Source organism: Crystallibacter degradans (genome assembly GCF_012952295.1).
Taxonomy (GTDB): Bacteria; Actinomycetota; Actinomycetes; order Actinomycetales; family Micrococcaceae; genus Crystallibacter; species Crystallibacter degradans.
The window spans coordinates 21,703-47,317 of the sequence record NZ_JABBCH010000003.1 but is presented as its reverse complement, the minus strand read 5'-3'; the positions used below and the strand labels follow the sequence as shown (position 1 = coordinate 47,317).

The 25,615-nt window shown below is 63.6% G+C and carries 26 protein-coding genes and 1 pseudogene; 15 read left to right on the top strand and 12 right to left on the bottom strand.

Translation table 11 applies throughout. The annotated features are described in order from the left end of the window. Positions 1-44: 44 nt before the first annotated feature. The 6 genes from HGO92_RS06810 (at position 45) to glmM (ending at position 7,356) form a co-directional block, all read left to right on the top strand. Positions 45-2,084 carry a PTS mannitol transporter subunit IICBA gene (locus tag HGO92_RS06810; RefSeq protein WP_169993184.1) on the top strand — a complete coding sequence of 680 codons (2,040 nt, stop codon included), beginning with the start codon at positions 45-47 and terminating at the stop codon, positions 2,082-2,084. Then, a complete protein-coding gene (locus HGO92_RS06805) occupies positions 2,084-3,232 on the top strand; it encodes a mannitol-1-phosphate 5-dehydrogenase (protein ID WP_169993182.1) in 1,149 nt (382 codons plus the stop codon). Before HGO92_RS06810 ends, HGO92_RS06805 begins: the two co-directional genes overlap by 1 nt. Before the next feature lie 146 nt (positions 3,233-3,378). Beyond that, positions 3,379-4,464: an inositol-3-phosphate synthase gene (locus tag HGO92_RS06800; RefSeq protein ID WP_169993180.1), complete on the top strand. Its 1,086-nt coding sequence runs from the start codon at positions 3,379-3,381 to the stop codon at positions 4,462-4,464. 387 nt (positions 4,465-4,851) lie between these two features. Next, positions 4,852-5,295 carry a 50S ribosomal protein L13 gene (gene rplM / locus HGO92_RS06795; protein WP_169993178.1) on the top strand — a complete coding sequence of 148 codons (444 nt, stop codon included), beginning with the start codon at positions 4,852-4,854 and terminating at the stop codon, positions 5,293-5,295. 39 nt (positions 5,296-5,334) lie between these two features. After that, positions 5,335-5,835, top strand: a complete 501-nt coding sequence (gene rpsI / locus HGO92_RS06790; protein WP_169993176.1) for a 30S ribosomal protein S9 — start codon at positions 5,335-5,337, stop codon at positions 5,833-5,835. A gap of 153 nt (positions 5,836-5,988) precedes the next feature. Continuing rightward, positions 5,989-7,356 (top strand): phosphoglucosamine mutase, encoded by a 1,368-nt coding sequence (gene glmM / locus HGO92_RS06785; protein WP_169993175.1) that lies wholly within the window; start codon positions 5,989-5,991, stop codon positions 7,354-7,356. 3 nt (positions 7,357-7,359) lie between these two features. Here glmM and HGO92_RS06780 read toward each other — a convergent pair whose 3' ends face one another. Continuing rightward, on the bottom strand, positions 7,360-8,352 hold the full coding sequence (locus HGO92_RS06780; protein WP_240974475.1) for an SMP-30/gluconolactonase/LRE family protein: 993 nt from the start codon (positions 8,350-8,352) through the stop codon (positions 7,360-7,362). 138 nt (positions 8,353-8,490) lie between these two features. Here HGO92_RS06780 and HGO92_RS06775 point away from each other — a divergent pair. Together HGO92_RS06775 and HGO92_RS06770 are read left to right on the top strand one after the other, a co-directional pair. After that, positions 8,491-8,895: pseudogene (locus HGO92_RS06775) on the top strand (cation:dicarboxylate symporter family transporter); the annotation flags it as partial. 540 nt (positions 8,896-9,435) lie between these two features. Further along, the gene (locus tag HGO92_RS06770; protein WP_169993173.1) at positions 9,436-11,355 is read left to right on the top strand and encodes a hypothetical protein; all 1,920 of its coding nucleotides are present in this window, start codon (positions 9,436-9,438) and stop codon (positions 11,353-11,355) included. A gap of 142 nt (positions 11,356-11,497) precedes the next feature. Here the strand turns inward: HGO92_RS06770 and mscL are convergent, their stop codons facing one another. From mscL to coaA, 3 genes are all read right to left on the bottom strand, one after another. Further along, entirely contained in the window at positions 11,498-11,878 is a 381-nt protein-coding gene (gene mscL, locus HGO92_RS06765; RefSeq protein WP_169993171.1) for a large conductance mechanosensitive channel protein MscL, read from the bottom strand. A 64-nt stretch (positions 11,879-11,942) separates the two neighbouring features. After that, on the bottom strand, positions 11,943-12,737 hold the full coding sequence (locus tag HGO92_RS23680) for a M15 family metallopeptidase (RefSeq protein ID WP_240974474.1): 795 nt from the start codon (positions 12,735-12,737) through the stop codon (positions 11,943-11,945). Positions 12,738-12,840: 103 nt separating this feature from the next. Further along, positions 12,841-13,818: a type I pantothenate kinase gene (gene coaA / locus HGO92_RS06755; RefSeq protein ID WP_169993169.1), complete on the bottom strand. Its 978-nt coding sequence runs from the start codon at positions 13,816-13,818 to the stop codon at positions 12,841-12,843. Positions 13,819-13,965: 147 nt separating this feature from the next. Here coaA and glmS point away from each other — a divergent pair, with 147 nt between their 5' ends. Next, complete coding sequence (gene glmS, locus HGO92_RS06750) at positions 13,966-15,888, top strand: glutamine--fructose-6-phosphate transaminase (isomerizing) (RefSeq protein WP_169993168.1); 1,923 nt, start codon at positions 13,966-13,968, stop codon at positions 15,886-15,888. 110 nt (positions 15,889-15,998) lie between these two features. Further along, positions 15,999-16,349, top strand: a complete 351-nt coding sequence (locus HGO92_RS06745) for a holo-ACP synthase (RefSeq protein WP_169993166.1) — start codon at positions 15,999-16,001, stop codon at positions 16,347-16,349. A gap of 257 nt (positions 16,350-16,606) precedes the next feature. Here the strand turns inward: HGO92_RS06745 and HGO92_RS06740 are convergent, their stop codons facing one another. From HGO92_RS06740 to HGO92_RS06730, 3 genes are all read right to left on the bottom strand, one after another. Next, positions 16,607-17,860: a hypothetical protein gene (locus HGO92_RS06740; protein ID WP_169993164.1), complete on the bottom strand. Its 1,254-nt coding sequence runs from the start codon at positions 17,858-17,860 to the stop codon at positions 16,607-16,609. Positions 17,861-18,051: 191 nt separating this feature from the next. Then, positions 18,052-18,213 (bottom strand): hypothetical protein, encoded by a 162-nt coding sequence (locus HGO92_RS06735; RefSeq protein ID WP_169993162.1) that lies wholly within the window; start codon positions 18,211-18,213, stop codon positions 18,052-18,054. 102 nt (positions 18,214-18,315) lie between these two features. Beyond that, positions 18,316-18,519, bottom strand: coding sequence for a hypothetical protein (locus tag HGO92_RS06730; protein WP_169993160.1), 204 nt, complete (start codon positions 18,517-18,519; stop codon positions 18,316-18,318). A 67-nt stretch (positions 18,520-18,586) separates the two neighbouring features. On the opposite strand from HGO92_RS06730, the gene HGO92_RS06725 reads away from it, so the two are divergent. Further along, complete coding sequence (locus HGO92_RS06725; protein ID WP_169993158.1) at positions 18,587-18,826, top strand: hypothetical protein; 240 nt, start codon at positions 18,587-18,589, stop codon at positions 18,824-18,826. A 195-nt stretch (positions 18,827-19,021) separates the two neighbouring features. Here HGO92_RS06725 and HGO92_RS24235 read toward each other — a convergent pair whose 3' ends face one another. Further along, positions 19,022-19,150 carry a hypothetical protein gene (locus HGO92_RS24235; RefSeq protein ID WP_277351877.1) on the bottom strand — a complete coding sequence of 43 codons (129 nt, stop codon included), beginning with the start codon at positions 19,148-19,150 and terminating at the stop codon, positions 19,022-19,024. Between the two features lie 254 nt (positions 19,151-19,404). Then, positions 19,405-19,965 (bottom strand): hypothetical protein, encoded by a 561-nt coding sequence (locus HGO92_RS06720; RefSeq protein WP_169993156.1) that lies wholly within the window; start codon positions 19,963-19,965, stop codon positions 19,405-19,407. 451 nt (positions 19,966-20,416) lie between these two features. On the opposite strand from HGO92_RS06720, the gene HGO92_RS24720 reads away from it, so the two are divergent. Further along, positions 20,417-20,548 carry a S26 family signal peptidase gene (locus tag HGO92_RS24720; protein WP_440915765.1) on the top strand — a complete coding sequence of 44 codons (132 nt, stop codon included), beginning with the start codon at positions 20,417-20,419 and terminating at the stop codon, positions 20,546-20,548. Here the strand turns inward: HGO92_RS24720 and HGO92_RS06715 are convergent. Further along, complete coding sequence (locus tag HGO92_RS06715; RefSeq protein ID WP_169993678.1) at positions 20,534-21,202, bottom strand: response regulator transcription factor; 669 nt, start codon at positions 21,200-21,202, stop codon at positions 20,534-20,536. The genes HGO92_RS24720 and HGO92_RS06715 overlap by 15 nt on opposite strands. After that, the gene (locus HGO92_RS06710) at positions 21,199-22,374 is read right to left on the bottom strand and encodes a sensor histidine kinase (protein ID WP_169993154.1); all 1,176 of its coding nucleotides are present in this window, start codon (positions 22,372-22,374) and stop codon (positions 21,199-21,201) included. The genes HGO92_RS06715 and HGO92_RS06710 overlap by 4 nt, the downstream gene beginning before the upstream one ends. A 152-nt stretch (positions 22,375-22,526) precedes the next feature. On the opposite strand from HGO92_RS06710, the gene HGO92_RS06705 reads away from it, so the two are divergent. Genes HGO92_RS06705 through HGO92_RS23670 form a run of 3 tightly spaced genes read left to right on the top strand, consistent with a single transcriptional unit; the run spans position 22,527 to position 24,496 of the window. Then, positions 22,527-22,952: a hypothetical protein gene (locus HGO92_RS06705; RefSeq protein ID WP_169993152.1), complete on the top strand. Its 426-nt coding sequence runs from the start codon at positions 22,527-22,529 to the stop codon at positions 22,950-22,952. After that, the gene (locus tag HGO92_RS23675; protein WP_240974473.1) at positions 22,949-23,389 is read left to right on the top strand and encodes a multicopper oxidase domain-containing protein; all 441 of its coding nucleotides are present in this window, start codon (positions 22,949-22,951) and stop codon (positions 23,387-23,389) included. The genes HGO92_RS06705 and HGO92_RS23675 overlap by 4 nt, the downstream gene beginning before the upstream one ends. Positions 23,390-23,443: 54 nt before the next feature. Then, positions 23,444-24,496, top strand: a complete 1,053-nt coding sequence (locus HGO92_RS23670) for a multicopper oxidase family protein (protein ID WP_346768880.1) — start codon at positions 23,444-23,446, stop codon at positions 24,494-24,496. Here HGO92_RS23670 and HGO92_RS06695 read toward each other — a convergent pair. Beyond that, complete coding sequence (locus tag HGO92_RS06695; RefSeq protein ID WP_169993150.1) at positions 24,461-25,579, bottom strand: FUSC family protein; 1,119 nt, start codon at positions 25,577-25,579, stop codon at positions 24,461-24,463. The genes HGO92_RS23670 and HGO92_RS06695 overlap by 36 nt on opposite strands. Between the last annotated feature and the right edge of the window lie 36 nt (positions 25,580-25,615).

Below are 25,615 nucleotides of genomic sequence, written 5' to 3'. Positions count from 1 at the left end.
TCGGCTGACCCCGCATCGCTGCGGGACTCACGTTAGGAATTCACATGGCAACAGAGACCGCTGCGAAGCCCAAAACAAGTTTGCGCGTGGGTGTCCAGAAGTTCGGCACCTTCCTCTCCGGCATGATCATGCCCAACATCGGGGCCTTCATCGCCTGGGGCATCATCACGGCCCTCTTTATCCCGGACGGGTTCCTGCCCAATGAGACCCTGGCCGCACTGGTCGGGCCGATGATCTCTTTCCTGCTGCCGTTGCTCATCGGCTACACCGGCGGCCGGATGATCCACGGCGTCCGCGGCGGCGTGGTGGGTGCAGCCGCCACCATGGGCGTCATCGTGGGAACCGATATCCCGATGTTCATCGGCGCCATGATCATGGGGCCGCTCACGGCCTGGATCATGAAGAAGCTGGACAAGGTGTGGGAAGGCCGGGTCAAGCCGGGCTTCGAGATGCTGATCGACAACTTCTCCGCCGGCATTCTCGCCTCCATCATGGCCATTGTCGGCATGCTGGTGATCGGCCCGGTGGTGACGGTTTTCAGCAACGCTGCTGCCGCCGTCGTCGAATTCCTGGTCAATAACGGCCTCTTGCCGCTGACCAGCATCCTCATCGAGCCCGCCAAGGTGCTGTTCCTCAACAACGCCATCAACCATGGCATCCTGACCCCGCTCGCCACCGAACAGGCGCTCGCCGAAGGCAAGTCCATCCTGTTCCTGCTCGAGGCCAACCCCGGCCCGGGCGTGGGCATCCTGCTCGCGTACATGGTCTTCGGCAAGGGGCTGGCCCGCGCGTCGGCGCCCGGTGCGGCGCTGATCCAGTTTGTCGGCGGTATCCACGAGATCTACTTCCCGTACGTCCTGATGAAGCCGATCATCATTCTCGCTGCCATCGCCGGCGGCATGACCGGCATCTTCACCCTGGTGCTCACCGGTGCCGGCCTGCGTTCGCCCGCCGCCCCCGGCAGCATCCTCGCGGTCTATGCGGCCACGGCGAGCGACAGTTACTTCGGCGTGACGCTGTCCGTGGTGCTCGCGGCGGCCGTTTCCTTCCTGATCGCCTCCGTCATCCTCAAGGCCAGCAAGACCACGGACGTGGACGGCCTCGGCGAGGCAACCGCCAAGATGGAAGGCCTCAAGGGCAAGAAGAGCTCGGTTGCTTCCACCCTGGGCGGCGGAACCGGGGACACCGCAGTCCTGGCCGGTCCCGTCCGGAACATTGTCTTCGCGTGCGACGCCGGAATGGGCTCCAGCGCCATGGGCGCCTCGGTGCTGCGCAACAAGATCAAGGCCGCAGGCTTCCCGGACGTGAAGGTCACCAACTCGGCCATCGCCAACCTGAGCGACACGTACGACGTCGTTGTAACGCACCAGGACCTGACCGAGCGTGCCCGTCCGGTCACCTCGAGCGCGGTACACGTGTCCGTGGACAACTTCATGAACAGCCCGCGGTACGACGACATCGTTGAACTGGTCAAGGACAGTGCGGAAGGTTCAGTCGCCGAAGGTTCCAATGGAGTGCCCGCTGCCGAAGCTGCAGCCGAAGAGCTGACTGCAGATGGAGTTGCCGCCGCCGGTTCCGATCCTGCAGCTGTGGCCGCAGCTCCAGCCGCCGAGGTTGGTTCGGGGGCACATGCCGCGGAGCCAGCCACCGGCAGGGGAGTCCTGCTGGAGGAGAGCATTGTTCTTACCGGCACCGCGAAGGACCGCGACTCGGCGATCGACGAGGCAGGCCAGCTCCTGCTGGACCGCGGCGCCGTCGATATGAGCTACGTGCACTCGATGCATGAGCGCGAGGAATCCGTCTCCACCTACATGGGCAGTTTCCTGGCCATCCCCCACGGCACGAACGCCGCTAAGGACCACATCATGCACTCGGCTGTCTCGCTGGTCCGTTACCCCGAGGGCATCGACTGGAACGGCAAGCAGGTCAAGTTCGTGGTCGGCATCGCCGGCGTCAACAACGAGCACCTCCAGATCCTGGCCTCCATCGCCAAGATCTTCACCAACAAGGCGCAGGTGGCCCAGCTTGAGCAGGCCACCACGGTGGAGGAAGTCATGGAACTCTTCGGAAAGGTGAACGCATAGTGAAGGCAGTGCACTTTGGAGCCGGCAATATCGGCCGCGGCTTCGTGGGGCTGCTGCTCCACGAAGCCGGATATGAAGTGGTCTTCGCCGACGTGGCGGACGCCCTGATCGACCAGCTCGCCGCGGCCTCCTCCTACGAGGTCCACCAGGTGGGGGAGAACCCTTCGACCAAGACCGTGAACAACTTCCGTGCGCTGAACTCAGGCAAACAGGAAGCGGACGTCGTCGCGGAAATAACGACGGCGGACGTGGTCACCACCGCTGTGGGCCCGCACATCCTCAAGTTCGTGGCACCGGTCATTGCGCGCGGACTGGCCGGACGCGGACCGGAACTGCCGCCGTTGCAGGTCATGGCCTGCGAGAACGCGATCAATGCCACGGACATCCTGCGCCAGGAGATCGAGGCCGTCTGGGACGCCTCGGCGGGGGAGCTGTCCGCCGTGGCCGTGTTCGCCAATACCGCCGTGGACCGGATTGTGCCCAACCAAGCGGAAGGCCAGGGCCTGGACGTGACCGTGGAGACGTTCTGCGAGTGGGCCATCGAGCGCGCGCCTTTCGGTGCGGCCACGCCGGAAATCCCGGGCGCCACCTTCGTCGACGAGCTGGGGCCATATATCGAGCGGAAGCTGTTCACGGTCAACACCGGGCATGCCTCGGCCGCTTACTTCGGCTACGCGGCGGGAATCGAGAAGATCTCCGACGCGATGGCGGACGCAGCCGTCGCGGCGAAGGTGCGCGCGGTGCTGGACGAGACCAAACAGCTGCTGGTGGCCAAGCACGATTTCGCCGAGGCCGAGCAGGAAGCCTACGTGCAGAAGATCCTCTCCCGCTTCACCAATCCGTACCTTCCGGACACCGTGAACCGGGTGGGCCGGGCCCCGCTGCGCAAGCTGAGCAGGCACGAGCGCTTCGTCGGCCCGGCAGCCGAACTCGCAGAGCGCGGCGTGGTGCCCGTGGCACTGCTCGAGGCAATGGCGGCCGCGCTGCGTTTCGACGACGCGGCAGACACGGAAGCCAAGGAGCTGGCGCGGATCCTGTCCGACTCTGAACCTGCCGAAGCAACGGAACTGATCACCCGCCTGACGGCCGAGCACCCGCTTTTCCCGCAGGTCCAGAAGCTGATCGAAGCCCGCCAGGCCGAGATGTAGCCTGCAGCCAAGGAGTTCGAGCCAGCGATAGTCGCGCTCACAGGCACGAAGATGGCGCACGTGGGCACCGTTTTCGTGCCGTTAGAATGGACAGGCCGCTTCCACCGGACGCGGCCCCAAATCGCAGTGTTTGTCAAAGGAGAACCGTGGCAGAGAATCCCATCAGGGTCGCGATCGTTGGCGTTGGTAACTGTGCGGCCTCGCTGGTGCAGGGCGTCCAGTACTACCGGGACGCGGATCCGGATTCGACCATTCCCGGCCTGATGCATGTGCAGTTCGGCAAGTACCACGTGAACGACGTCGAGTTCGTTGCCGCGTTTGATGTGGACAGCAAGAAGGTCGGGCTGGACCTGGCGGACGCCATCGGTGCCAGCGAAAACAACACGATCAAGATCGCCGATGTCCCGGCCACGGGCGTGACGGTCCAGCGCGGCCACACCCTGGACGGCCTGGGCAAGTACTACCGCGAAACCATCGTCGAGGCCCCGGACGAGCCCGTCGACATCGTGGCCGAGCTGCGCGCGGCCAAGGTCGACGTGATGGTCTGCTACCTGCCGGTCGGTTCCGAGGCGGCCGCGAAGTTCTACGCGCAGTGCGCGATCGATGCCGGCGTGGGCTTCGTCAACGCGCTCCCCGTCTTCATTGCGGGCACCAAGGAGTGGGCCGATAAGTTCACCGCCGCCGGTGTCCCGATTGTCGGCGATGACATCAAGAGCCAGATCGGTGCGACGATCACGCACCGGGTGATGGCGAAGCTGTTCGAAGACCGCGGCGTGACCCTGGATAGGACGTACCAGCTGAACGTCGGCGGGAACATGGACTTCAAGAACATGCTCGAGCGGGACCGGCTGGAGTCGAAGAAGATCTCCAAGACGCAGGCCGTGACCTCCAACGTCGAGGCGAAGATGCATGCGGACGATGTGCATATCGGCCCGTCCGACTACGTGGCGTGGCTCGATGACCGCAAGTGGGCTTTCGTCCGGCTGGAGGGACGCAACTTCGGCGACGCCCCGGTGTCGCTGGAATACAAGCTCGAGGTCTGGGACTCGCCGAACTCCGCCGGTGTGATCATCGACGCCGTGCGCGCGGCGAAGATCGCCCTGGACCGCGGGGTGGGCGGTCCGATCCTGTCGGCGTCGAGCTACTTCATGAAGTCCCCGCCCGAGCAGTACAACGACGACATCGCCCGCGACAAGGTCGAAGCCTTCATCCGCGGCGACATCGAACGCTAACCAGGCACCTCGCACCCAACGCGTCCGCAGTAACCGTTTGGAACAGGTCGGTATCCGGCCCCGTTCCGGCAATAACTGCGGACGCGTTTGCGTCTCCCGACGGCTGTACGCGAGGAGCCAGTGGCGCAACACGCAGGTCCTTTTGACCTGATCCACTCAAACACGGTAACCTTGGTAGTCGTTGTGCGTGTCCAACCTCGATACGTCTATGTCCGTGAGACGGCTCAGTTGCAGAGTCACCTGGTCCATGGAAATAGCCGAGATTCTCTGGACCACTGGTTACATTTCAGTCCTCACCTGAAGTTCCGGTAGCGCATAGATGAACTTGCGTGCGTGTCCGCTACGGATGCGCCGCTACCCTGAGAACAACAAACGAAGGCAAAAACCGTGCGTACGTACACCCCGAAGCCCGGCGATATCAACCGCCAGTGGCACGTCATTGACGCCACCGACGTTGTCCTGGGTCGTCTTGCCAGCCAGACCGCAACACTGCTGCGCGGAAAGCACAAGCCGACCTTTGCTCCGCATATGGACATGGGCGATTTCGTCATCATCATCAACGCCGAGAAGGTTGCCCTGACCGGCGCCAAGCTCGAACAGAAGCGTGCCTACCGCCACTCCGGTTTCCCGGGTGGCCTGTCCTCCGTCAACTACGCAGAACTGCTGGAGAAGAACCCGGTTCGCGCAGTCGAGAAGGCAATCCGCGGCATGCTGCCCAAGAACTCCCTGGCTGCCCAGCAGCTGGGCAAGTTGAAGGTCTACGCAGGTGCCGAGCACCCGCACGCTGCCCAGCAGCCGAAGACCTTCGAAATTACCCAGGTCGCCCAGTAGTCCTGGCCACCAAACTAAAGAATTTATTCAAGGAGAATCGTGGCTCAGAATACTGAAGAGCTGAACACCGCTGGCGAGAACCTCACCAGCTACACCTCGGAAAGCGGCACCGAGGCAACCCAGGCCGTTGCCAAGGAGCGCCCGGCCCTGACCGTCCCCGGTGCCGCCGTTGGCCGCCGCAAGGAAGCCATTGCCCGCGTCCGCATCGTTCCGGGTTCCGGCAAGTGGACCATCAACGGTCGCGAGCTGGCCAACTACTTCCCGAACAAGCTGCACCAGCAGGAAGTCAATGACCCGTTCAAGCTTCTTGAGCTGAATGACGCTTACGACGTTTTCGCACGCATCAACGGCGGCGGCCCTTCCGGCCAGGCCGGTGCGCTGCGCCTGGGCATCGCCCGCGCGCTGAACGAGATCGACCGCGAGAACAATCGTCCGGCACTGAAGAAGGCCGGCTTCCTGACCCGCGACGCCCGTATCATCGAGCGTAAGAAGGCTGGTCTGAAGAAGGCCCGTAAGGCACCGCAGTACTCGAAGCGCTAAATCTGCGCTTTCCGGGAAGCGCTATCAGCGCTACTCCGGACTGCTTCAAAAACCCCGTCCAGTGGATTCCACCGGGCGGGGTTTTGGCTTTAAGAGGTGCTTTGCGAGCCATATGTCATGCTGCTCTGTTTCCCTCCCGTAAAATGGTCTCCTGTGTCTAGATTATTTGGTACCGACGGTGTCCGCGGATTGGCCAATGGACTGATCACTGCAGAACTGGCCATGGAAGTTTCCCAGGCCGCCGCAGTAGTCCTTGGCCACCGGCAGGTTCAAGACGGAAAGCGCCCCACCGCCGTCGTCGCACGGGATCCCCGTGCCAGCGGCGAGTTTATTAGCGCTGCCGTCTCCGCAGGGCTCGCCAGCGCCGGCGTTGATGTTTACGACGCCGGCGTGCTGCCCACACCTGCGGCCGCCTACCTCGTGGCGGACCTGGGCGCGGACTTCGGCGTGATGATCTCCGCCTCGCACAACCCGGCGCCGGATAACGGCATCAAGTTCTTCGCCCGCGGCGGCCACAAGCTGGCCGACGAGGTCGAGGACGCCATCGAGACCGAGATGAAGAACCCCCGCCGCCGTCCCACGGGCGCCGAGGTCGGGCGTATCTCCCGTTTCGCGGATGCCGAGGACCGCTACATCGTCCACCTGCTGCAGACCCTGCCGGCGCGTCTGGACGGCCTCAAGGTTGTCCTCGACTGCGCGCACGGGGCGGCCAGCGGCTGCTCCCCGCAGGTCTTCTCCGACGCCGGTGCCGAGATCGTTGTCATCGGCGCCGAGCCCGATGGCCTGAATATTAACGACGGCGTGGGCTCCACCCACCTCGAGGAGCTGCAGAAGGCCGTGGTGGCCCACGGCGCGAACCTCGGCATCGCGCACGATGGCGACGCCGACCGCTGCCTTGCCGTGGATGAGAACGGCACCGTGGTTGATGGTGACGAGATCATGACCATCCTGGCCCTGGCCATGAAGGACTCCGGGCGGCTCAAGGACAATGTCCTGGTGGCCACGGTGATGAGCAACCTGGGTATGAAGCTGGCGCTGCAGGCGGCCGGAGTCCGGATCGAAGAGACCGCGGTGGGGGACCGCTACGTGCTCGAAAGCATGCGCGCCCACGGTTACTCCCTGGGCGGCGAGCAGTCCGGCCACGTGATCTTCTCCGACTACGCCACCACCGGCGACGGCGTCCTCACGGGCCTGCAGGTCGCGGCCCAGGTCGCCAAGACCGGCAAACCACTCTCGGAGCTGGCGAAGGCCATGAACCACCTGCCGCAGGTACTGATCAACGTCAAGGACGTGGACAAGGCCGCGGTGAAAACCAACGCCGAGCTGCAGGCCGCCATCGCCGCCGCCAGCGCGGTTCTCGGCGAAACCGGCCGGGTGCTACTGCGACCCTCGGGCACCGAGCCCGTGGTCCGCGTGATGGTCGAGGCAGCCGACATGGCCACGGCCCAGACCACGGCAGACCAGCTCGCAGCGGCGGTCAAGCAGCACCTCGGGTTGCCGCAACCGGTCGCCGCAGACTAGCCGCTAGTCTTCGCCGAAGGCATCTACGATAACCACCTCATAGGTATCGGCCGTCGGTGGGAGCCCGGTGTCGAACTTGGCGTTCACCACGGCCAGCTCATCCCCGATGAGTGCCGCCGTCGTCGGTGTTTGGAAGAACTTGTCGGTGATGACTTCCTTTACTTCACCGCGGCGCAGGTCATCGGAAACCCTGATCCGGCTTACCTGGTTGATCATGTTCTGAACGGCCCAGATATTGCGGCCGTCGACGACGATACCGTCCACATGGGGCAGGTCCAGGTTGCGGATGAGCCTGCTTTCCCCGCTTCGGGCATTGACCGTGAAGAGTGCGGCCTTGGCCGAGTGGGCGACTACCAGGGTGCGGCCGTCGTCGGCCACGGCAATGCCGTTGAGGTTGAAGTCCCCGGGTGTCTGGCTGGCCGGTCCCTTCAAATCCAGTGTTCTCGCCTTCCCAAGATCGCCGTCGTGGCGGTCGATGGGTACGAAGTACAACTCGCCCTGGAGCGAGTTGGTGAACCAAGCACCGCGTCGGGTCAGCGTGACATCGTTGATGAACGATGTCCCCGCTTTAGCCAATTGGTACTTGGCCACGGTTTCGCCCGTGTCCGTGTCGTAGAAGTAGGCCTGGCCGGTATCGCCGCCTGCAACGGCAAGCAGATCATGCCGTTTGCTGAAGTCCATGCCCACTGCCTTACGGCCGTCCGGAGCGTCGATGATCTCCTCGGCCGTTCCGCTGCGCAGGCTGCCGCGGTAGATGTCTCCCTCGAAGAGGTCACCCGCGTAGAAGGCACTGCCCCTTCCGGCGGTGATGCCCTCGGCCGAGGAGGCGTCGGGAAGTTCGATGCTGTCCGGCGGATTGTCCGGACGGTCATGGTGACCGGGGTGGGCCGAGACGGGGCCGGCCGAGGCGATCAGGGCGGCCATGCCGAGAATTCCGGCGACGGTCTTGCCGACCCGCGGGCGCCGGGAGGCGATTGAAGCTGGGTTGTTGTGCATGGGTGTCTCCGTGCGGAAAGAAGTCCGGGAGTCACGGAGCGGGCTCCCAGTGTCTTCTCCAATGCTACGCGGGAAAGAAGGCTTTTGACCCTTGTAAATGGACGTTTTCTATGGTGCTGGAATCTGCCCGGTGGGACAGTTATTGCGGCAACAGGATCACCCCTCCAGCTGGGGGAGCAGATCTCGCTCCTGATCTTCATGATCATCGCCTCGAAGGGAGCTGCCGGCGTCACCGGGGCCGGACTCGCAACATTGGCCGGCGGCCTGCAATCCCACCGGCCGGATCTCGTGGAAGGTGTTGGCCTGATAGTGGGCATCGACCGGCTCATGTCGGAGGCTCGTGCCTTGACCAACTTCACCGGAAACGCAGTGGCCACGGTCCTGATCGGCAAGTGGACCCAGGAAATGGATCCGGAGCAGGTGGACAGGGTGCTCGCCGGGGCCGATCCCTTCGATGAGACCACCATGGACGAGGACCACGGATATACCGGGACGGAACCGGTAGGAACACCCGGACATCCGTACAAGCAGCACGCGCACTGAGCCGGCTACTTGGTCCAAGTGGCAGAGCCCGCGGCGAACGCAAGCCCTAAGCTCGGGGTTCAGCGACCCCTAAATGCCAAGGGCTTGACAGGGGGATTGGTCCCAAGGTTTCCGCAGGAACACGGACTTAGCATTTAAACCATCAACCTTCGGTTCGGCGGTTGATCTTCTTAGGCCGCAAGCTGTAACGGCCTTAGACCGTCGTCACCGTTCACTCGCATACGGACGAAGACGACAAATGCCGGGGTGGCTGAAACTTTTCAGCGTAGGAGCACCTCGGTAGAAAGTGTCCCGGACCTCGACCTGCAACGAGGTCCGGGACACCTATTCCCAGGGCTTCCGCTGCGTAGCCTCCCGGATCACTGCGGACGCGGCAGCCGGCACCTCAGGCTTTTTTCAACATTTAACAGCCACGATGGCCTCCTCCTAACCAAACCATTGCAGGAGCAAGTCATGTTAAAAGCACGTTTGCTACAACCCCCAAAGCCGGTGGCAGCCCGGCGCACACCAGGGCGACGCACTGTCGCCACTCTCGCAGCGGTGGCACTGACCGCGACCGGAGCAGGTGCGGCAATCGCCGCAACGGAAGTCACCGTCAAAAACACCGATCACCTCACGACCGTGGGACCTGTCAATGCCGAGCACGGATTCCCCGCTTGGTATGGCGACAGCACAGGCACTCGAGTGGAGCTGTGCCTCGATCTCCAGAACCCCCTCTGTGGACTCCTGCTCGACGAAATACCGGCCCCGGAGTCGCCGATTTCGTTCCCGGAAAACTTCCCGGAGGAAGCGTTCTACATGCTCGCAGGATCGGAGCTCGACCTGCCCGGCGGCGGCTCGGCAATTCTGACCCTCGGACTGGAAGCCGCGTTCTCCAATACGGTGACTGCGGGCGACCAAGTCGTCTTCGGCCGCCAGCGCATTGTCGTCAAGGAAGGGCCGGCCAACACCACGCTGACGTTCCAGCACCCCTACGGAACGGTGACCGTGGACACGGATGCCAGCGGCGACGGCCGGTTGGTGGAGGACATTTCGCCAGCCAACGGTAACTTCACTACTGCCCTGAAGAGCAACATCGGACCCTTCCTGAAATGGGATACGGGAGCCCCCGAGGGCTATCTGGGCAATCCCGACGTGGAACACAAGGTGATTGGCAGCCCGTCAAACTTCAACCAGTTCGCAGCCACCGGCGAAGGCATCAATCTGTCAACCGACCTCTTCACCGTCCAGGGCAAAATCGCCACCAACCACGGTGTACAGGCAGACCAGGCCATGGTCAACGGCAACATGATTGACGTTTTCGCCACCAGCGGCGGCACGCAGCTGCAGGTCGAGGGGCAGGAGGGAATGTTTGCCACGACCCCGATGGTGACCGACGACGGATCCAACCGCTTCTACGCCCGGATCCAGTTGACGGGCGAAACGGCACCGACGCAGATCAAGATCACCAACATCAGTGACCAACCAGCCAGCAGCAACATCGTCGACGTGACAAAGCCGACCGGTATCAGCGTCACTCAGGCAACCTACGACGGCACACAGCTGACGGTAGCCGCCAGCTCCGCCGTTGGATGGCCGCTGGCCGTGACCGGTATGGGAGACCTCCCCGACACTCAGCCCGTGTCGTGGCCGGTCAAGGCGCCGCCGTCCAAGGTCACCGTGACGGCTGCGAACGGTGACACAGCAAGCCTGCCGGTCATGGTCACGGCGGGAGCCGCGACACCGATCGGTCTGGAGCCGACTACTCCGGCTCCCGATCCCGGACCGGTCACCGAAACCGGAGGCGGAACCACACCGACCGAACCTGAGACGCCAACTCAGCCTGAGACGCCGACGGAGCCTGAAACCCCCGCAGAGCCCGAGACCCCGGCAGCACCGGAAGCCGTGGCAACGGCAGCATCGGCGAGCGTCGCACGAGGTGCCAGCGTGGTGCTCGATGGCAGCACCTCCACAGGCGCCGCCGCCTTCACCTGGTCTCAGACGAGCGGCCCGAAGGTGACCTGGAAGGATGAAACCACAGCGACGCCGACGGTCACGGTGCCGTACGCTGTCAAGACCTCGGACACCGCGCCGGCAACTCTCGACAATGATCCCGTCCAGCTGCAGCTGATTGTCACGGGCGAGGATGGGACGCAAAGCGCTCCGGCTACCGTGGAACTAGCGATTCAAACGGACACGGTGACTATCGGTGCGGATGCCCGTTACCGGCAGGGCAGGGAGTTCCGCGTCAACGGGACCTCGACCCTTGCGGGCAACACCGCAATCCTGACGCCGGCAACTTCGGTGGTCATTTACGACAACACGCCGGGCCGGGCCATCAAGAAGCTGGGGACGGCCCAGGTCGACACGCTCGGTAACTGGACCCTGCGGATGCGGCCTCCGCCCAGCCAGGCGGTGCGCTCGGTTCTGGTCCAGTCCACTCGCGGCGGATCTGCGACCGGGACGGTAACAAACCGGTAGGAAAGCTCCCGGGAAGTGGTCCCCGTCCTGACAGAATGGGGGCCACTTCGTCCCAGGCGGCGCCGGCTTCCGGACTGAGCCGCCTGACAAGAACGGAGGCCTCCCGCTGGGGAGGCCTACGTTGTTTGAACTGTTCGGTTTCTTACTGGCGGGAGCGCAGGGAATCGCGGATTTCGGTCAGCAGCACGACCTGCGGATCCGCTGGTTCGTCCTCAGGCAAGATGCCCAGGCGGCGGTGGCGGCGTTCGATCATGTGGTTCATGGGAACGACGACGACGAAGTAGATGGCGGCGGCTACGAGCAGGAAGTTGATGACGACGGTGAGGAAAGCGCCGAACTTGACCGCACCGAAGACCAGGAAGTTGCTGAAGTCGGGCGTTCCGACCAGCATCGAGATCAGCGGCATCAGGACATCCCCGACGAGGGAGTTGACCACGGCGGCAAAAGCGGTGCCGATGACAACAGCGACGGCAAGGTCAATGACGTTGCCCTTCATGATGAATTCTTTGAATCCTTGTAACATGCGCCTAATGTACCGCGAGTCGTACCGATTGCAATGGATCTTTAGCGGGCTCTAGGGAAACAGTTCAAAGATAATCAGGTGCTGCGGGCAATCCGTAGTAAGTCTCCAGGGCTTTCGCACCGCTGTTGTACATGTCGACCGCGTCGGCTTTGCCGATGAAACGCAGGTGCCACGGCTCGGGTGAATATCCCGTAATGTCTTGCTGCCCGGGCTGGTAACGGACCACAAAACCGAAGCGGTGGGCGTTCTGCGCGGCCCAGCTGCCGGCGGCGGTGTCCGCGAAGCAGGCGCTGAGGTTGCAGGCGCCGCTGCTGTCGCCGATGTCCAGGGCCAGGCCTGTCTGGTGTTCCGAGTAGCCCGGGCGCGCCGAAACCTCGTCGGCGCCGGCCTTGCCATTGACGTTGACCCAGTGCTGGTAGGTGGAGACCTGCGTGTCGTAGGAGCGGAATCCGCTCACGATGGTCATGCCCACGCCCTCCGTAGCGGCGGCGGCGAACATTTCCTCGGCGGCAGTGGCCGCGGCCTCCCGCAACTGCGCACCGGCGCCGCCCGGGCCGGTGGTCACGTTGGGGGAGCGCAGGTCGGCCGGGGAGTAATCTGCCGGTTCAAGCGGCCGGGCCTTATTAACAACGACGTCGATGCTCGCCGGATCGTCGTGGCCTTCCGCGCCGGGCTGGTCAGTCTGCTGGCCCGGTTCCTCCGGCTGTTCGGGCCGGCTGGTCTCCTCCGGCTCCGCAGGGGCCTGGGGCTCGTCCGTCTCGGCCACGCTGGATTCTCCCGCTTCAGGGGCGGCTGTTCCCTCGTCGCGCCCCGCCCCCGAAGGTGACGGTGACGACGCAACGGCGGATGACGCCGTCATACTTTGGTTGGAAGGTTCAGGGGAGGGACCTGCGCAGCCGGTGAGCACGGCAACGGCCGCGGCGAAGGCGACCGTCCTCGAAGCGATCCTGGGCGGGTTCATGTCAGGTCTTCCGCAGCAGCATTCGGCGGACCGAGTGATCCGCGTCCTTGGTGAGCACCAGTTGTGCCCGGCCACGGGTAGGAAGCACGTTCTGCTCCAGGTTCGGTTCGTTGATGCGGCGCCAGATGCTCAGCGCCGTTTCCACGGCTTCCTCGTCCGTCAGCGAGGCGTAGCGGTGGAAGTACGATTCCGGATTCGCGAACGCGGAGGTGCGCAGTTTCTGGAACCGGTTGACATACCACTGTTCAATATACGAGGTCTTAGCGTCCACATAAATGGAGAAATCGAAGAAATCGCTCAGCGCCAGTCCGGAGCGGCCGTCCGCGCGGGGACGTGCCGGCTGGAGCACGTTCAGCCCCTCGACGATCAGCACGTCGGGACGGCGGACCACAACTTCCCTGCCCGGGACAATGTTGTAGGTCAGGTGCGAGTACCAGGGAGCCCGGACTTCCTCGGCGCCGGACTTGACCTCGCTGACAAAGCGAAGCAGGGCGCGGCGGTTATAGGACTCGGGGAAGCCCTTGCGGTCCATCAGGCCGCGGCGCTCAAGTTCCTCGTTCGGGTAGAGGAAACCGTCCGTGGTGATCAGCTCGACGTTGGGGGTGCCCTCCCAGCGGCGGAGCATCTCGCGCAGCACGCGGGCGGTAGTGGATTTTCCGACGGCGACCGAACCGGCGACGCCGATAACGAACGGCACGCGCCTGGTCTGTTCGCCAAGGAAGGTGGTGGTGGCTTTGTGGAGTTCGCCGGCCGCGCCCACGTAGAGGTTCAGCAGCCGGGACAACGGGAGGTAGACCTCGCGCACCTCGTCCATGTTCAGTTGTTCGCCCAGACCGCGCAGCCGCTCGACATCTTCCTGGTTGAGGGGCTGTTCAATCTCGTTGGAAAGTCGGGACCATGTTTGCCGGTCCAGCTCGACAAAAGGTGTGACGTTACTCTCACCATTGGACGACGCCGTCTTCGGTGTCTCATCACTCACTTAACGAATTGTGCCTGTTGGGCGGCACATTACCCAAAATCAAGACGACGTATACCCGGCGTCAAGAATCGGGTGCTAGCTGGTGGTGCCGCGTTTCATGCCCGGCCGGTGCGGCTCTCCGGCGGTGGGGCAGGTACGCTTTATGGCATGTGTGGAATCGTAGGTTATGTAGGCCGCCGCGACTTGCCGGCCGGAAGCAGCAGTGCTGATCTTGCTCCTGGAATTGACAGCCACAGTGCCCTCGACGTGGTGCTGGAGGGGCTGCGGCGCCTGGAGTACCGCGGGTATGACTCTGCCGGCGTTGCCGTTATTGCCGACGGCGGCATCGAGTCCCGCAAGAAGTCCGGCAAGCTCAGCAACCTGGTCACCGAGCTGGAAGAGCGTCCGCTGCCGGTATCACTGACCGGCATTGGCCACACCCGGTGGGCCACGCACGGCGGACCGACCGACCAGAACGCCCACCCGCACCTGGCCGATGACGGCAAGCTCGCCGTCATCCACAACGGCATCATCGAAAACTTCGCCGAGGTCAAGGCATCGCTGCTGGCCAAGGGCCACACCTTCCTCTCCGAAACGGACACCGAGGTAGCCGCCGTACTGCTCGGCGACATCTACCGTTCGCTGGCTAACTCCAACGGCGGCAAGGCCGTTCTGGCCCAGGCGATGCAGCAGGCCTGCCAGAAGCTCGAAGGCGCATTCACGCTGCTGGCGATCCACGCCGACGAGCCCGACGCCGTCGTTGCCGCCCGCCGCAACTCCCCGCTGGTAGTGGGCCTGGGCGAGAACGAGAACTTCCTGGGCTCCGACGTGTCCGGCTTCATCGACTTCACCCGCCGCGCGGTGGAACTGGGCCAGGACCAGATTGTCACCATCACCCCGGACAGCTTCGAGATCACCGACTTCTTCGGCAAGCCGGCCGAGGGCACCGAGTTCTACGTGGACTGGGACGCTGCCGCCGCGGAAAAGGGCGGCTTCCCCTCCTTCATGGAGAAGGAAATCAACGACCAGCCCGAGGCCGTGGGCCAGACCCTGCTGGGCCGCTCCGACGCCGATGGCCGTCTCACGCTCGACGAGGTCCGGATCGACCCGGCGGAGCTGAAGAACGTCAACAAGATCATCGTGCTCGCCTGCGGTACCTCCGCGTACGCCGGGCAGGTGGCCAAGTACGCCATTGAGCACTGGGTCCGGATCCCCACCGAGGTGGAGCTCAGCCACGAGTTCCGCTACCGCGACCCGATCGTGGACGAGCGCACCCTGATCGTCTCGATGTCCCAGTCCGGCGAGACCATGGACACCCTGATGGCCGTGCGCTACGCCAAGGAGCAGGGCGCCAAGACCCTGGCGATCTGCAACACCAACGGCTCCACCATCCCGCGTGAATCCGACGCCGTGCTCTACACGCACGCCGGCCCGGAAATCGCCGTCGCCTCTACCAAGGCGTTCCTTGCGCAGATCACCGCCGCCTACCTGCTGGGCCTGTACCTGGCGCAGTTGCGCGGGATCATGTTCCAGGGCGAGATCAAGGACATCCTCTCCGACCTCGCCGCCATCCCGGCCAAGATCCAGTCCGTCCTGGACAACGCGGACCAGATCAAGAAGCTGGCCCGCGAAATGTCCGAAACCCGCTCCGTGCTGTTCCTGGGCCGCCACGTCGGCTACCCGGTCGCCATGGAAGGCGCGCTGAAGCTCAAGGAACTGGCCTACATCCACGCCGAAGGCTTCGCTGCCGGTGAGCTCAAGCACGGCCCGATCGCGCTGATCGAGGAAGGCCAGCCGGTCTTCGTCGTCGTGCCCTCGCCGCGCGGACGCCACTCGCTGCACTCCAAGGTTGTCTCCAACATCCAGGAGATCCGCGCCCGCGGTGCCAAGACCATCGTCATCGCCGAAGAGGGCGACGAAGCGGTCAAGGCCTACGCCGAGCACGTCTTCTACATCCCGGAGACCCCGACCCTGCTCGCACCGCTGCTGGCCACCGTGCCGCTGCAGATCTTCGCCTGCGAACTGGCCAACGCCAAGGGCTACGACGTAGACCAGCCGCGCAACCTGGCCAAGAGCGTCACCGTCGAGTAGAGGCTTCAAGCCATAACTGACGTAAACAATAGCTGTCCGATGGGATCTCCCAACGGGCAGCTATTGTTCATTCAAGGCCTGAGCGGCCGCTGCATGGATAGGTATGAAACATGATCGTGGGAATCGGCGTTGATGTGGTGGAGGTGTCGCGCTTCCGGAAGCAACTGGAGCGGACGCCGGGACTGGTGGACCGGTTGTTCACACCGGCCGAACGGGTGCTGAATACGCGCTCCTTGGCGGCGCGCTTCGCAGCTAAGGAAGCGATTGCGAAGGCTCTTGGTGCGCCGGTGGGGATGAACTGGCAGGACTGCACCATCTGCGTCGACGACGGCGGAGACCCCTATCCGGAGTTCACCGGGACGGTGGCGGCTGCATCCGAGGCTAAGGGTGTGAAGTTCTGGCACTTGTCCATGAGCCACGATGGCGACCTTGCGACCGCGATGGCTGTCGCCGAGAGGTAGCTAGGTTGTAGTGTCCCCTCGGCGACGCACGTTTAGTAACAGATGGACGGATTCTCGAGTGCTGCCGGCGCGGGGAGCGTTCGGAAAAGAAAACACAATGAAGGTCGTCAAGGTGCACGATTAACAGTTCTCAGCGGAGGCCTGAGCTTGAGACGTCAGCTCGACGGGCTACCTTCAACAACTCCTCCCGCCAAACCAGTCCGAGACCCTCTTGTCTTGACGGCGTAGCAGTTCGGACACATGGCCAACTTGCCTATCTACCTATTTACGACTTTCCCGAGAGCAGAAATAATCTCGGACATAGCCGATACCGTCACGACTTCTTCCTGTGTCCCTGCGCCCACGGACTGCACATAACCTTTTCCAAATGCACGGTCCACCAGTTCGAGACGGGCGTTGTCGACGTCGCCCTTGTCATCCACATTTGCCAGGAAGGGGCCGAAGGTACGGAGCTCAAGCTCCATTCGCTTGCTGGCGTTAGCTTCGTCCATTCTCTTTGAACCAAGGCGGATAGCAATCGTCGCTCCGGTGGCAAGCAGCGCGCCGATAGAAAGTCTTATCGCAAAGGACACCCATGGGTCACCCTCGCCGGGAGAGAACGCTTGAAGAATCAGCGGGATAACTGCACCCACTATAAACAGCACACCGAAGCCGAAAAATATCCAAGACTGTATGCGTCCGGACATGGCCTCTGTTTCGAAGTGTTGGGCCATCTTGGTCGCCGCAACGGCACTGGTTAGATTGGCGTATTCAGTCTCTTTGCTTTGCAATTCCCTCAGAGACGCCGTGGCCTCATCTAAGCAGCCTTGTATCTGGTCGACGTTGCCTTGAACCCTGCTTTCCCATTCGACTGCTCTTCCCTCAGTCCAAGTATTGAAAGCTTTTTGGTTCGCGGCGGTCAATCCTTCGACTGCCTGCAAACCGTCCTGAACGACCGTATCGATCCTGCCTTTTTGATCCGTGATTAACTTCGCGACATCCGCTGCTTCCGCAGCAATGTCTTCTTCCGCTCGATTCACGTCTTGCCGAAGTGCCTTAGCGTCTTCTTTGTAAGCATCCAGTTCATCGCGAAGGGAAGAATAGTGATCCTTGAGTTTCTCCGATTCTGCTTTTTGCCGATCGAGGAGACCCTCAAAAAGGGTAGTCATTTGTGTTACCTGGGCGCCCTTGGTATATGGGCGAGGCCATGGCGCCATGGTCACGAGGGCAGACTCTATTTGCGCCAAAGCTTGCTGAGTATGGTTCGGGTTTGCTGCGTTCTGGCGTGCATTCAACTGGGTGGCCGCACTGGCAAGCGGGGCGACTACTGAATCCAGCATTCCTTTCGTGAACAGCGGGCTGTGAGTAGTTCCGAGAGTTTTGAAGCTGCTGATGTAATTTGCGATAACCGAGATTGCGTCGAGTTGTTCCTGTTCTTGTGTCGCCAGTGCTTCAGGCATCGCTCCAACAGCAGTCTTGATAGCCTTTATCTGTCGCCACACATCATGGCCATCGAATTCTTTACGCAGCACGATTTTCCCCTCACGGTCAAGCCCAGCTCTAAGGTTATCTAACCATCGGCTTAAACGATCATGCGGAAGTTCGGTAGGCCGACGCCGGGGAATCATGTCGGCCTATCCGGACAGTTCATGGGGTCATCAGACCCACCACGGTAGATGCTTGGGGCCGCGTGACCGCGGGGCCTCAAACCGCGAATTTCGGTTCAGAGCGCGACTTCGTTGAATTCCCATAGTGAGCCGTAGATTTGGCCTTCGGCGTTGCGGTGCGGTGTACCGTCCATGGCTGTGAGCCTGACGCCGTCCCCGGCCTTGGAGACAACGGCGGCCGGGTTCCAGTCGCCGAGGACGGCCTGGCCTGCGGGCACTTTCGGTCTTGGAAGACGGGTAGGTTGCCGAGGATTTCGCGCAGGGCTTGGAAGCGGCCCGGGTCGTCGGTGAAGAGGTCGATCTGCTCGGCATCCGTCGGGTTAACGAGCCAGGCGTTCGGGCGCTCGTCCACGTTGGCGAGGGTGGTCCTGGCTCGCCGTAGCGTCGTCGCCGGCAGGGAAGCGGCGTAGGCCCTCTGTGGGACGCCCTTGGTCTGGAGGATGCCCGGTGAGCCCGGTGTCCCAGCCTTCTCCGTTGATGATTTCCCGGCCGATGACGCGGTAGAGGTCGTGGGCCATGTTCACCTGCAGGTACTCCTTGAGGGCGTTGTAGTCCTCCAGGTAGCGGGTAGGAAGGGATCGGCTCGCTGATGTGCGCGATGAACTTCAGCTTGTCGTGCACTTCCTTCAGCTCGTACTCGGAGACCGGCTTCCGTGTACCGTCGGGGACGGCGGCGGCGTTGGTGATCTTCGTGAACTCGCGCGGGGAGGCGAACTGGTTGGTTTCACAGAAGGTTTACTCGTCGAACCGGACGAGGCCGAGGACGCCGAGGGCCGGGTCGGACCAATGATGTCCTGCTCGATGCCGGTGGTGAACGGGGTGCAGCGGTGAAGGCGCCCTGTGCGTTTTCGTATTTCGCGCCACCGTTACCCCAGCCGGAGCGGCTGGCTGCGTTCACCGTCGGGGTGCCGCCCTTGCCATCCGGGCTAGCAGGGTTGAAGTCGGCCTCGGCCTTAAGCAGGTCGCCGACTTCGTACATGAGCCGCTTGGACTCGGCTGCCTTGGACAGGATGGTGTTGATTTCCTTCACCCGGTCGATGTCCGTCTCATCTTTGCCTGCTCGGCGCCGGTGAAGTCGCGGCGCAAGGCATCAGCTTTCGCAGCGAGGGCTCGGACGTTCTTGAGCAGGTTGTCGCGTTCAGTTCGGGGATCCATGATGGTCCGTCTCTCCCAAACCCGGGTGCGCCGAATGGATGGCCGACTTCGGGTCTGCTTTGGCAGGCCGGCGGCGTGAGGGGCGCATTAGGGGAAGGGGGATCCTGGCGGGTTACGGCTTGGCGGGTCACGCGAAACAGCCAGCTACCTGGCTGGGAAGCTACCGAGGCGGACCGGGCTAGGCAGGCCATGCGGGGCTGGCTGACCGGTTTCAGTGTTGCTTCGCGCCCTATTCTGGACGTGGTTGGCGGAAATTAATAGAAGAGTGGAAGTGCTTCCCGACCGCTGTTGTCTGGGGGGAAGTGAGCGTCCCACGCCTCGTCCGTTATTTTGGCGATGTTGAGGGAGGCCCTCATTGTCTCCACGATGCCGGCGCGGTTGCCGAACGGAGCCCGGACCCAGGAGGCAATCTGCATGGAGAGCCAGGACACTTGGGCGGTGGTCACGGAAGCTGCGAACTGAATCCGAACTATTTCCTCCTCGTCCACCTGAGGAGAAATCCCCAAGGCTCCGCTCTGCTCCATGTCTCTGTCCCTGACTTCGGCCATAGCGCGATGGTGCGGCTTCCGCGTCAGAAGGAATTTCACCCAATCGGCCGTGACATCGTAGAAGCCGTAATCCTCCGCCCTAAGGTCAAAGTAGACGCGGTTGAGGTCTATGTGCAGTTTCTGGGAGATTACGACCAGATCGTACTCCTCGCGGTCCTGGGGGTCGGTGGCTGCCCGCGCAAAGAGTGCAAAGTCGGCCAGCAGATCGGCGGCGGCCTGGTGCATGCGGTCCGTCTCGTCAAACAACTGCTGTGCTCTGATTTGCATGGCGAGCGCGTCTTCCTGCTTGACGAGCTGGGCTTCGTGATGCCGGCCACGCCGGCGCCGACTGCGGCACCGACCAGCCCGTCGAGCAACGTTTCTACCCAGTCCCACAAATCCATGCTCGGAGTCTATCGGCACCGGTCTGCTGCCCTCGTTTGTTTCGCCATTCCCCGCGGCGATCAGAGACAGATAACGTTACGGCTTTAAGTCCGCCGGCTTCCTGGTCAGGAGGGGGGCCACCGTCGCCAAGGCGAGGGAAACGGTGCGTAGCTCGTCCACGGTATAGGGACAAGGAACGCTACGACGTCGCGGTCCCTGCCTCGGTCTAGGAGCCGGACGATCGTAATCGCGTCCAGCAGGTCCGAGTTCTGGAAATCCTACATGCCGATACCCCTGTTCTTTGGGTGAGCCCTACGTCAACAGTGATCAGCTGGGCGGCATATTTTTCTGGCCGGTGAGCGTACCCGCCGGCCAGCTCTTCCTGATGGGAGACAACAGGCTTGAGTCCGTGGACTCCCGGCAGTTCGGGGCGGTCGACGCCGCGCGAGTGGACACGACAGTTCTCCTGGTCTTACCTTTCGGCTGACCCCGGCGAGACCAGGCCTGTTTCGTAGGCAAGGACTACCAGCTGGGCGCGGTCGCGGGCGTGTAGTTTCGCGAGCAAACGGCTCACATAGGTGCGGGCGGTTGCAGGGCTGATGAAGAGCTTCTGTGCAAGCTCGTCGTTGGACAGGCCGCGGCCGATCTGGGCGAGGACTTCGCGCTCGCGTTCCGTCAGGTGCAGTAAGGGCCGGTCGTCGACCTTCAGCGCAGCACCGCTGGCCAGGGACTGCATAACCTTGCGGGTGATCGAGGGCGAGAGCAGGGACTCGCCCTCGGCCACCACCCGGATAGCGTGGCGGAGCTCGGCTGGCGAGATGTCCTTGAGCAGGTAGCCGGCGGCGCCGATCCGGATGGCCTCAAAGACGTTCTCGTCCTCGTCGAAGGTGGTCAGGATCAGGACGCGCACTCCGGCGAGCGACTCATCGGCGATGATCTTCGACGTCGCTTCCAAGCCGTCCATGACCGGCATCCGGATGTCCATGAGCACAACGTCGGGCTTGTGCCGGCGGACGGCGTCCAGCCCGGTCTCGCCGTTGTCGGCCTCCGCCACGGCCTCGATATCGCCGTCGCGCTCGGCGAGGGTGCGCAGTCCCGTGCGTACCAGTTCCTGGTCGTCGACCAGCACTATCCGGATTATGGTTCCAGTCTCGCGGGTAATTGCGCGCGGACCACAAATCCGGCCGAGGTCTTCTCCGCGCTGAGGTAGCCGCCGAGTTGGGTGGCCCGCTCCCGCATGCCGATCAGTCCGTGGCCGGAAGGGTCAGCGGTTGCTCCAGCATCGGCCGACGCGGACCCACGACCGCTGTCTGTTATCTCCAGCCGGAGCACCCCATCCTCCACACCGGCCGAAACTTCCACACGGGAGGCATGGGCGTGCCGGATCACGTTGGTCAGCGACTCCTGGACGATCCGGTAGGCCGCCGCATCGATGGTGCCAGACAGCTCGCCGGGAGCCACCGTGATGGCGGCATCCACTGCCAGCCCTGTTTCGCGCGCCGAGCCGAAGAGCTGCTCCACGCCGTCGAGCCCCACCGCGGTGCGGCCGTTGCCGGACTCCGGGGAGCGGAGCAGCTTGACCGTGGACCGCAGCTCCTTCATCGTCTCCGAGGTAGCCGTGCGGATCTGTTCGATGGCCCGGGCGGCGGCGCCGTCGTCGTTCCCTATCGCTTCTGCGGCTACGTTGCTGTGGACCGAGATGACCGACATGGTGTGGCCGATGACGTCGTGCAGATCCCGGGCCATGCGGATGCGTTCCTCGTGGATGCGCTGTTCGGCCTCGCGCGCGTGCTGGGCGGCGGTGAGCAGGGTCAGGCGCTCCTGCTGGGCACGGGACTCGCGGCGCATCCGCACCGTCACGCCGAGGGCGATCGCCGCCGCAATGAGGGCGATGTTGGTGATGAGCTCGTAGCTGACCAGGTACGCCGTGGGCTGGCCTTCCTTGATCCGGAAGTAGGCGGAGACGGCGATCAGCACCGCGCCCGCGCCGGCGGCCCAGCGCGTGCGGTTTGCCTCGGCCGCGGAATAGACGGCGGCCACGGCGGGAAGCGAGATGCCGATGGGCGGGTAGCCCAGGGCGTAGTAGGCGAAGATGCCGAGGATGGTCGCCGCCAGGACGATCCGGGGGAAGCGCCGCCGGGCCAGCATCAGCAGGCCGAAGCAGACCGCGAACAGATACGCCGCCGGCTGGGTCTGGTCGGTGCCTTCCAGATCCGCGGCGATGACCACTGAGACCGCCAGTGCCATGCCGACCGCCAGCAGGGCATCGACCAGCCGGGGATGGGCCTCTTCGGTCCTGGCAGTTCTGTCCATGCTTGCCATCGTAGGAGTTGCCGCCGGGGCGCGTCCGCCTGCTGCAGTATCCCGTTGTCGCTTTTCAACGACAATCCGCCACACACCTGCCTACTGCAAGTGACGGCAGGGGGCCGATGTGGCTGGCCCGTCCGCTTCCTAGCGTTGAAGCCATGGAACAAACACGTAAATCCTCCCTCCAATGGCCGCTGATTTTGGGGCTCGGCGCGTTGGGCCTCATCCATCCCCTCGCGCGCATGACCGGCGTCGTCGAGGCCCTCGGCATGCGGGCCGTGGCCCCGATCCTGATTCTCGCGATCGCGCTGGCCTGGATCCTGATTGTCGGACTTGGCAACGTCGGACGCCCCGTCCTGACGCTCGTGCTGGCCGGTGTGGCGTACGCGGTCTACCTGATGGTGATCAGCGCCCTCCTGACGCCGATCCTGACCGGCGAGCTGCGCGGGCCGTTGGCGATGCCGTTTGTCCTCGTCCCGCTGGTACTGAGCAACGCATTCTACGGGCTGGTTGCGGGTTTGCTGGCGTGGGGCGTGCAGGGGCTGCGGCGCGTGCAGGCTGGACAGGCTGGGGAGGCGCGATGAAGCGGCGTTCTCCCAGACTCCTGGCGCTCGGCGCCGCGGTGATGCTGGCGCTCGCCGGCTGCGGGTCAATCTCCGAAGTGACGGTGCCGGCTGACTTTGACCAGCCGCTGCACATCCCGCCGCTGGCTGAATCCAGGATTGACGACGACGGCACGCGGGTTTTCGACCTGACGGCCCAGTCCGGCACAACCGACTTCTCAAACTACTTCTCAACCGATACTTCCGCCACTGAAACCATGGGCTTCAACGGCAGCTTCCTCGGGCCCACGCTCCGGGCCAAGCGCGGCGAGAAGGTTGCCGTGAACTTCAGCAATCAGCTGGAGAGGACCACCAGCGTCCACTGGCACGGCATGCACCTGCCCGCGGCGATGGACGGCGGCCCGCACCAGGAGATGGAACCGGGCGGGACCTGGCATCCGGAGTGGCTGATCGACTAGCCGGGCGCCACCCTCTGGTACCACCCGCATCCGCACGGCGAGACCGAGGACCAGGTGTACCGCGGCCTGGCCGGCATGTTCATCCTCGACGATGAGGACACCGCCGCTTCCGGCCTGCCCTCGGAATACGGCGTGGACGACATCCCGGTGATTGTGCAGGACAAGCAGTTCACCGAGGACGGCCAGCTGACCCTGCAGAACGATGGCAACGAGATCGGTCTGCTCGGCAGCACGGTCATGGTCAACGGGACCATCGGCGCGCACCACAAGGTGACCACTGAGAAGGTCCGGCTCCGGCTGCTCAACGGCTCCACGGCGCGCATCTACAACTTCGGCTTTGAGGACGGCCGGCCGTTCCAACTGGTGGCCACCGACGGCGGGCTGCTGCGCTCGCCGCTGGAGCAGCGCAACATCCAGCTCTCGCCGGGAGAGCGCGCCGAGATTGTGGTGGCGGTGGAACCGGGAACCACGGCGATGCTGCGCTCCTCGGAGCCGGATCTTGGTGCGGTGGCCGCTCCGTTCGCTTTCGGTGCCAACGATTCCTTCGACGTCCTGGAGTTGCGCGCCGCCGGTGAGCTGGCGCCGTCGTCCGCTGTTTCCCCCACCTTGAGTGATTTCGGGACGGACGAATTCGACGCCTCCGTGACCCGCTCTTTTGAACTCGAGGGGCGCAAGATCAACGGCCGAACCATGGACATGGGCAGGATCGACGAAACCGTCACGCTCGGCGCCACCGAGGTGTGGGAGGTGCGCAACAAGAACCTGTTCCCGCACAACTTCCACATCCACGACGTGCAGTTCCAGATCCTGAGCATCGACGGCGAAGCCCCGCCCGCTCACCTGGCCGGCCGGAAGGACACGGTGTACCTGTCGCCGCAGAAAACCTACCGGTTGATCATGACTTTCGAGGACTACGCGGATCCGCAGCTGCCGTACATGTTCCACTGCCACCTGCTGCTGCACGAAGACGAGGGCATGATGGGCCAGTTCGTGGTCGTCGAGCCGGGGCAGTCTGCCGGTGCAATTCCAACCAACGACGGCGGTGCTCACCACGCGCCCTCGGCGCACCCGCTACCGGGCGTCCGTGACATCCGGCACGACGCGTAGGCGGATTCCGTCGATGATGCGTTTGAGGGCCATCGCTACCGAGGCGGTGGCAGTTAATGCGGCGGCGCCCTGCTGGCGTTCCTGATCCATCTTTTCCTGCAGCATCGCAAGCGCGGCGTCGGCTTCGGCGAGACTGGGGTGATCCTCGGTCCAGGTGTCCCATGCGCGCAGCAGCGCGGCAACGGCGTGCATGGCGTCGCTGATGGGCGCGCACATTTCCGGTGGGAGTTCGGCTGGAAACGGCTTTCCCCAGACGGCTGAGGAGAGCACGTCGCTGATGTCGCGGACGTGGAATGTGATGTTTTCCAAGGCATACAGGTCCGCGAAGTCGGTCTGCAGGTTCCGGCGGTATCGCAACGCGCGGGGGTTTCCCTTGCGTCCCTGGTCTGCTTTCGATACCGCGCTGCGGACCGCAGCGGCACCTTCCATCAAGGCCTGGCTTCGGGTGGACCAGTCCTCATGTTCCGGCGGCCAGCGTTCGGTCAGTGCTTCTCCGATCTCGTCCACATGCCGTGCTAGAAGAGTACGGAAGTCCGAGAGCTTCAGGGCTGCCGCGCTAAAGTTCAGGGGCGGGAATATCAGGGCGTTGACGGCCAGTCCCACGGCAATACCCACGGCCATCTGGACGATGTACCCGAGCGAGAATGCCTCCGCATTGGGGCCGCCGATGATCAGGACAAACAGCGCCGTTACCGGCACATACTCCTGCCCATTGCCGAGCCTTTTGCTGCCCGCGATCAGAACCCCGGCCCCGACGACGAAAGCAACCCCCGGCAGCGAAGGGATTCCAGTGAACAGGATGATCGAGGCCAGGAAGATTCCGATGGCGAGGCCGGTCAGGGTCTGCAGTCCTGCCTTCGCCGAGCCCATCAGCGTTGGATACATGCTGATGACGGCGCCCAGCGGGGCGTAGTACGGGTAGTCATCGACGACGCCCGGCATGAACGTTGCGATGAAAAAAGCCAGCGCTGCCGCCAGCGCAGCCTTAAACGCCAACAGTGTACGGGGAGCGGTCAGCTTCGACTTTACCCATGACCAGCCGCGTCTCCAGCCGCTGGCCTGCTCATCTGTTTCCACGGCCATGGTCCAATGATCACAGGACCGCTACGCATATGGCCA

Coding starts and splice junctions, on each gene's coding strand:
- HGO92_RS06810 (WP_169993184.1), top strand. CDS start 45: ATGGCAACAGAGACCGCTGCGAAGCCCAAAACAAGTTTGCGCGTGGGT.
- HGO92_RS06780 (WP_240974475.1), bottom strand. CDS start 8,352: ATGCACAACAACCCAGCTTCAATCGCCTCCCGGCGCCCGCGGGTCGGC.
- mscL (WP_169993171.1), bottom strand. CDS start 11,878: ATGTTACAAGGATTCAAAGAATTCATCATGAAGGGCAACGTCATTGAC.
- HGO92_RS23680 (WP_240974474.1), bottom strand. CDS start 12,737: ATGACGGCGTCATCCGCCGTTGCGTCGTCACCGTCACCTTCGGGGGCG.
- glmS (WP_169993168.1), top strand. CDS start 13,966: ATGTGTGGAATCGTAGGTTATGTAGGCCGCCGCGACTTGCCGGCCGGA.
- HGO92_RS06745 (WP_169993166.1), top strand. CDS start 15,999: ATGATCGTGGGAATCGGCGTTGATGTGGTGGAGGTGTCGCGCTTCCGG.
- HGO92_RS24235 (WP_277351877.1), bottom strand. CDS start 19,150: ATGGATCCCCGAACTGAACGCGACAACCTGCTCAAGAACGTCCGAGCC.
- HGO92_RS06720 (WP_169993156.1), bottom strand. CDS start 19,965: ATGCAAATCAGAGCACAGCAGTTGTTTGACGAGACGGACCGCATGCAC.
- HGO92_RS06710 (WP_169993154.1), bottom strand. CDS start 22,374: ATGGACAGAACTGCCAGGACCGAAGAGGCCCATCCCCGGCTGGTCGAT.
- HGO92_RS06705 (WP_169993152.1), top strand. CDS start 22,527: ATGGAACAAACACGTAAATCCTCCCTCCAATGGCCGCTGATTTTGGGG.
- HGO92_RS23675 (WP_240974473.1), top strand. CDS start 22,949: ATGAAGCGGCGTTCTCCCAGACTCCTGGCGCTCGGCGCCGCGGTGATG.
- HGO92_RS06695 (WP_169993150.1), bottom strand. CDS start 25,579: ATGGCCGTGGAAACAGATGAGCAGGCCAGCGGCTGGAGACGCGGCTGG.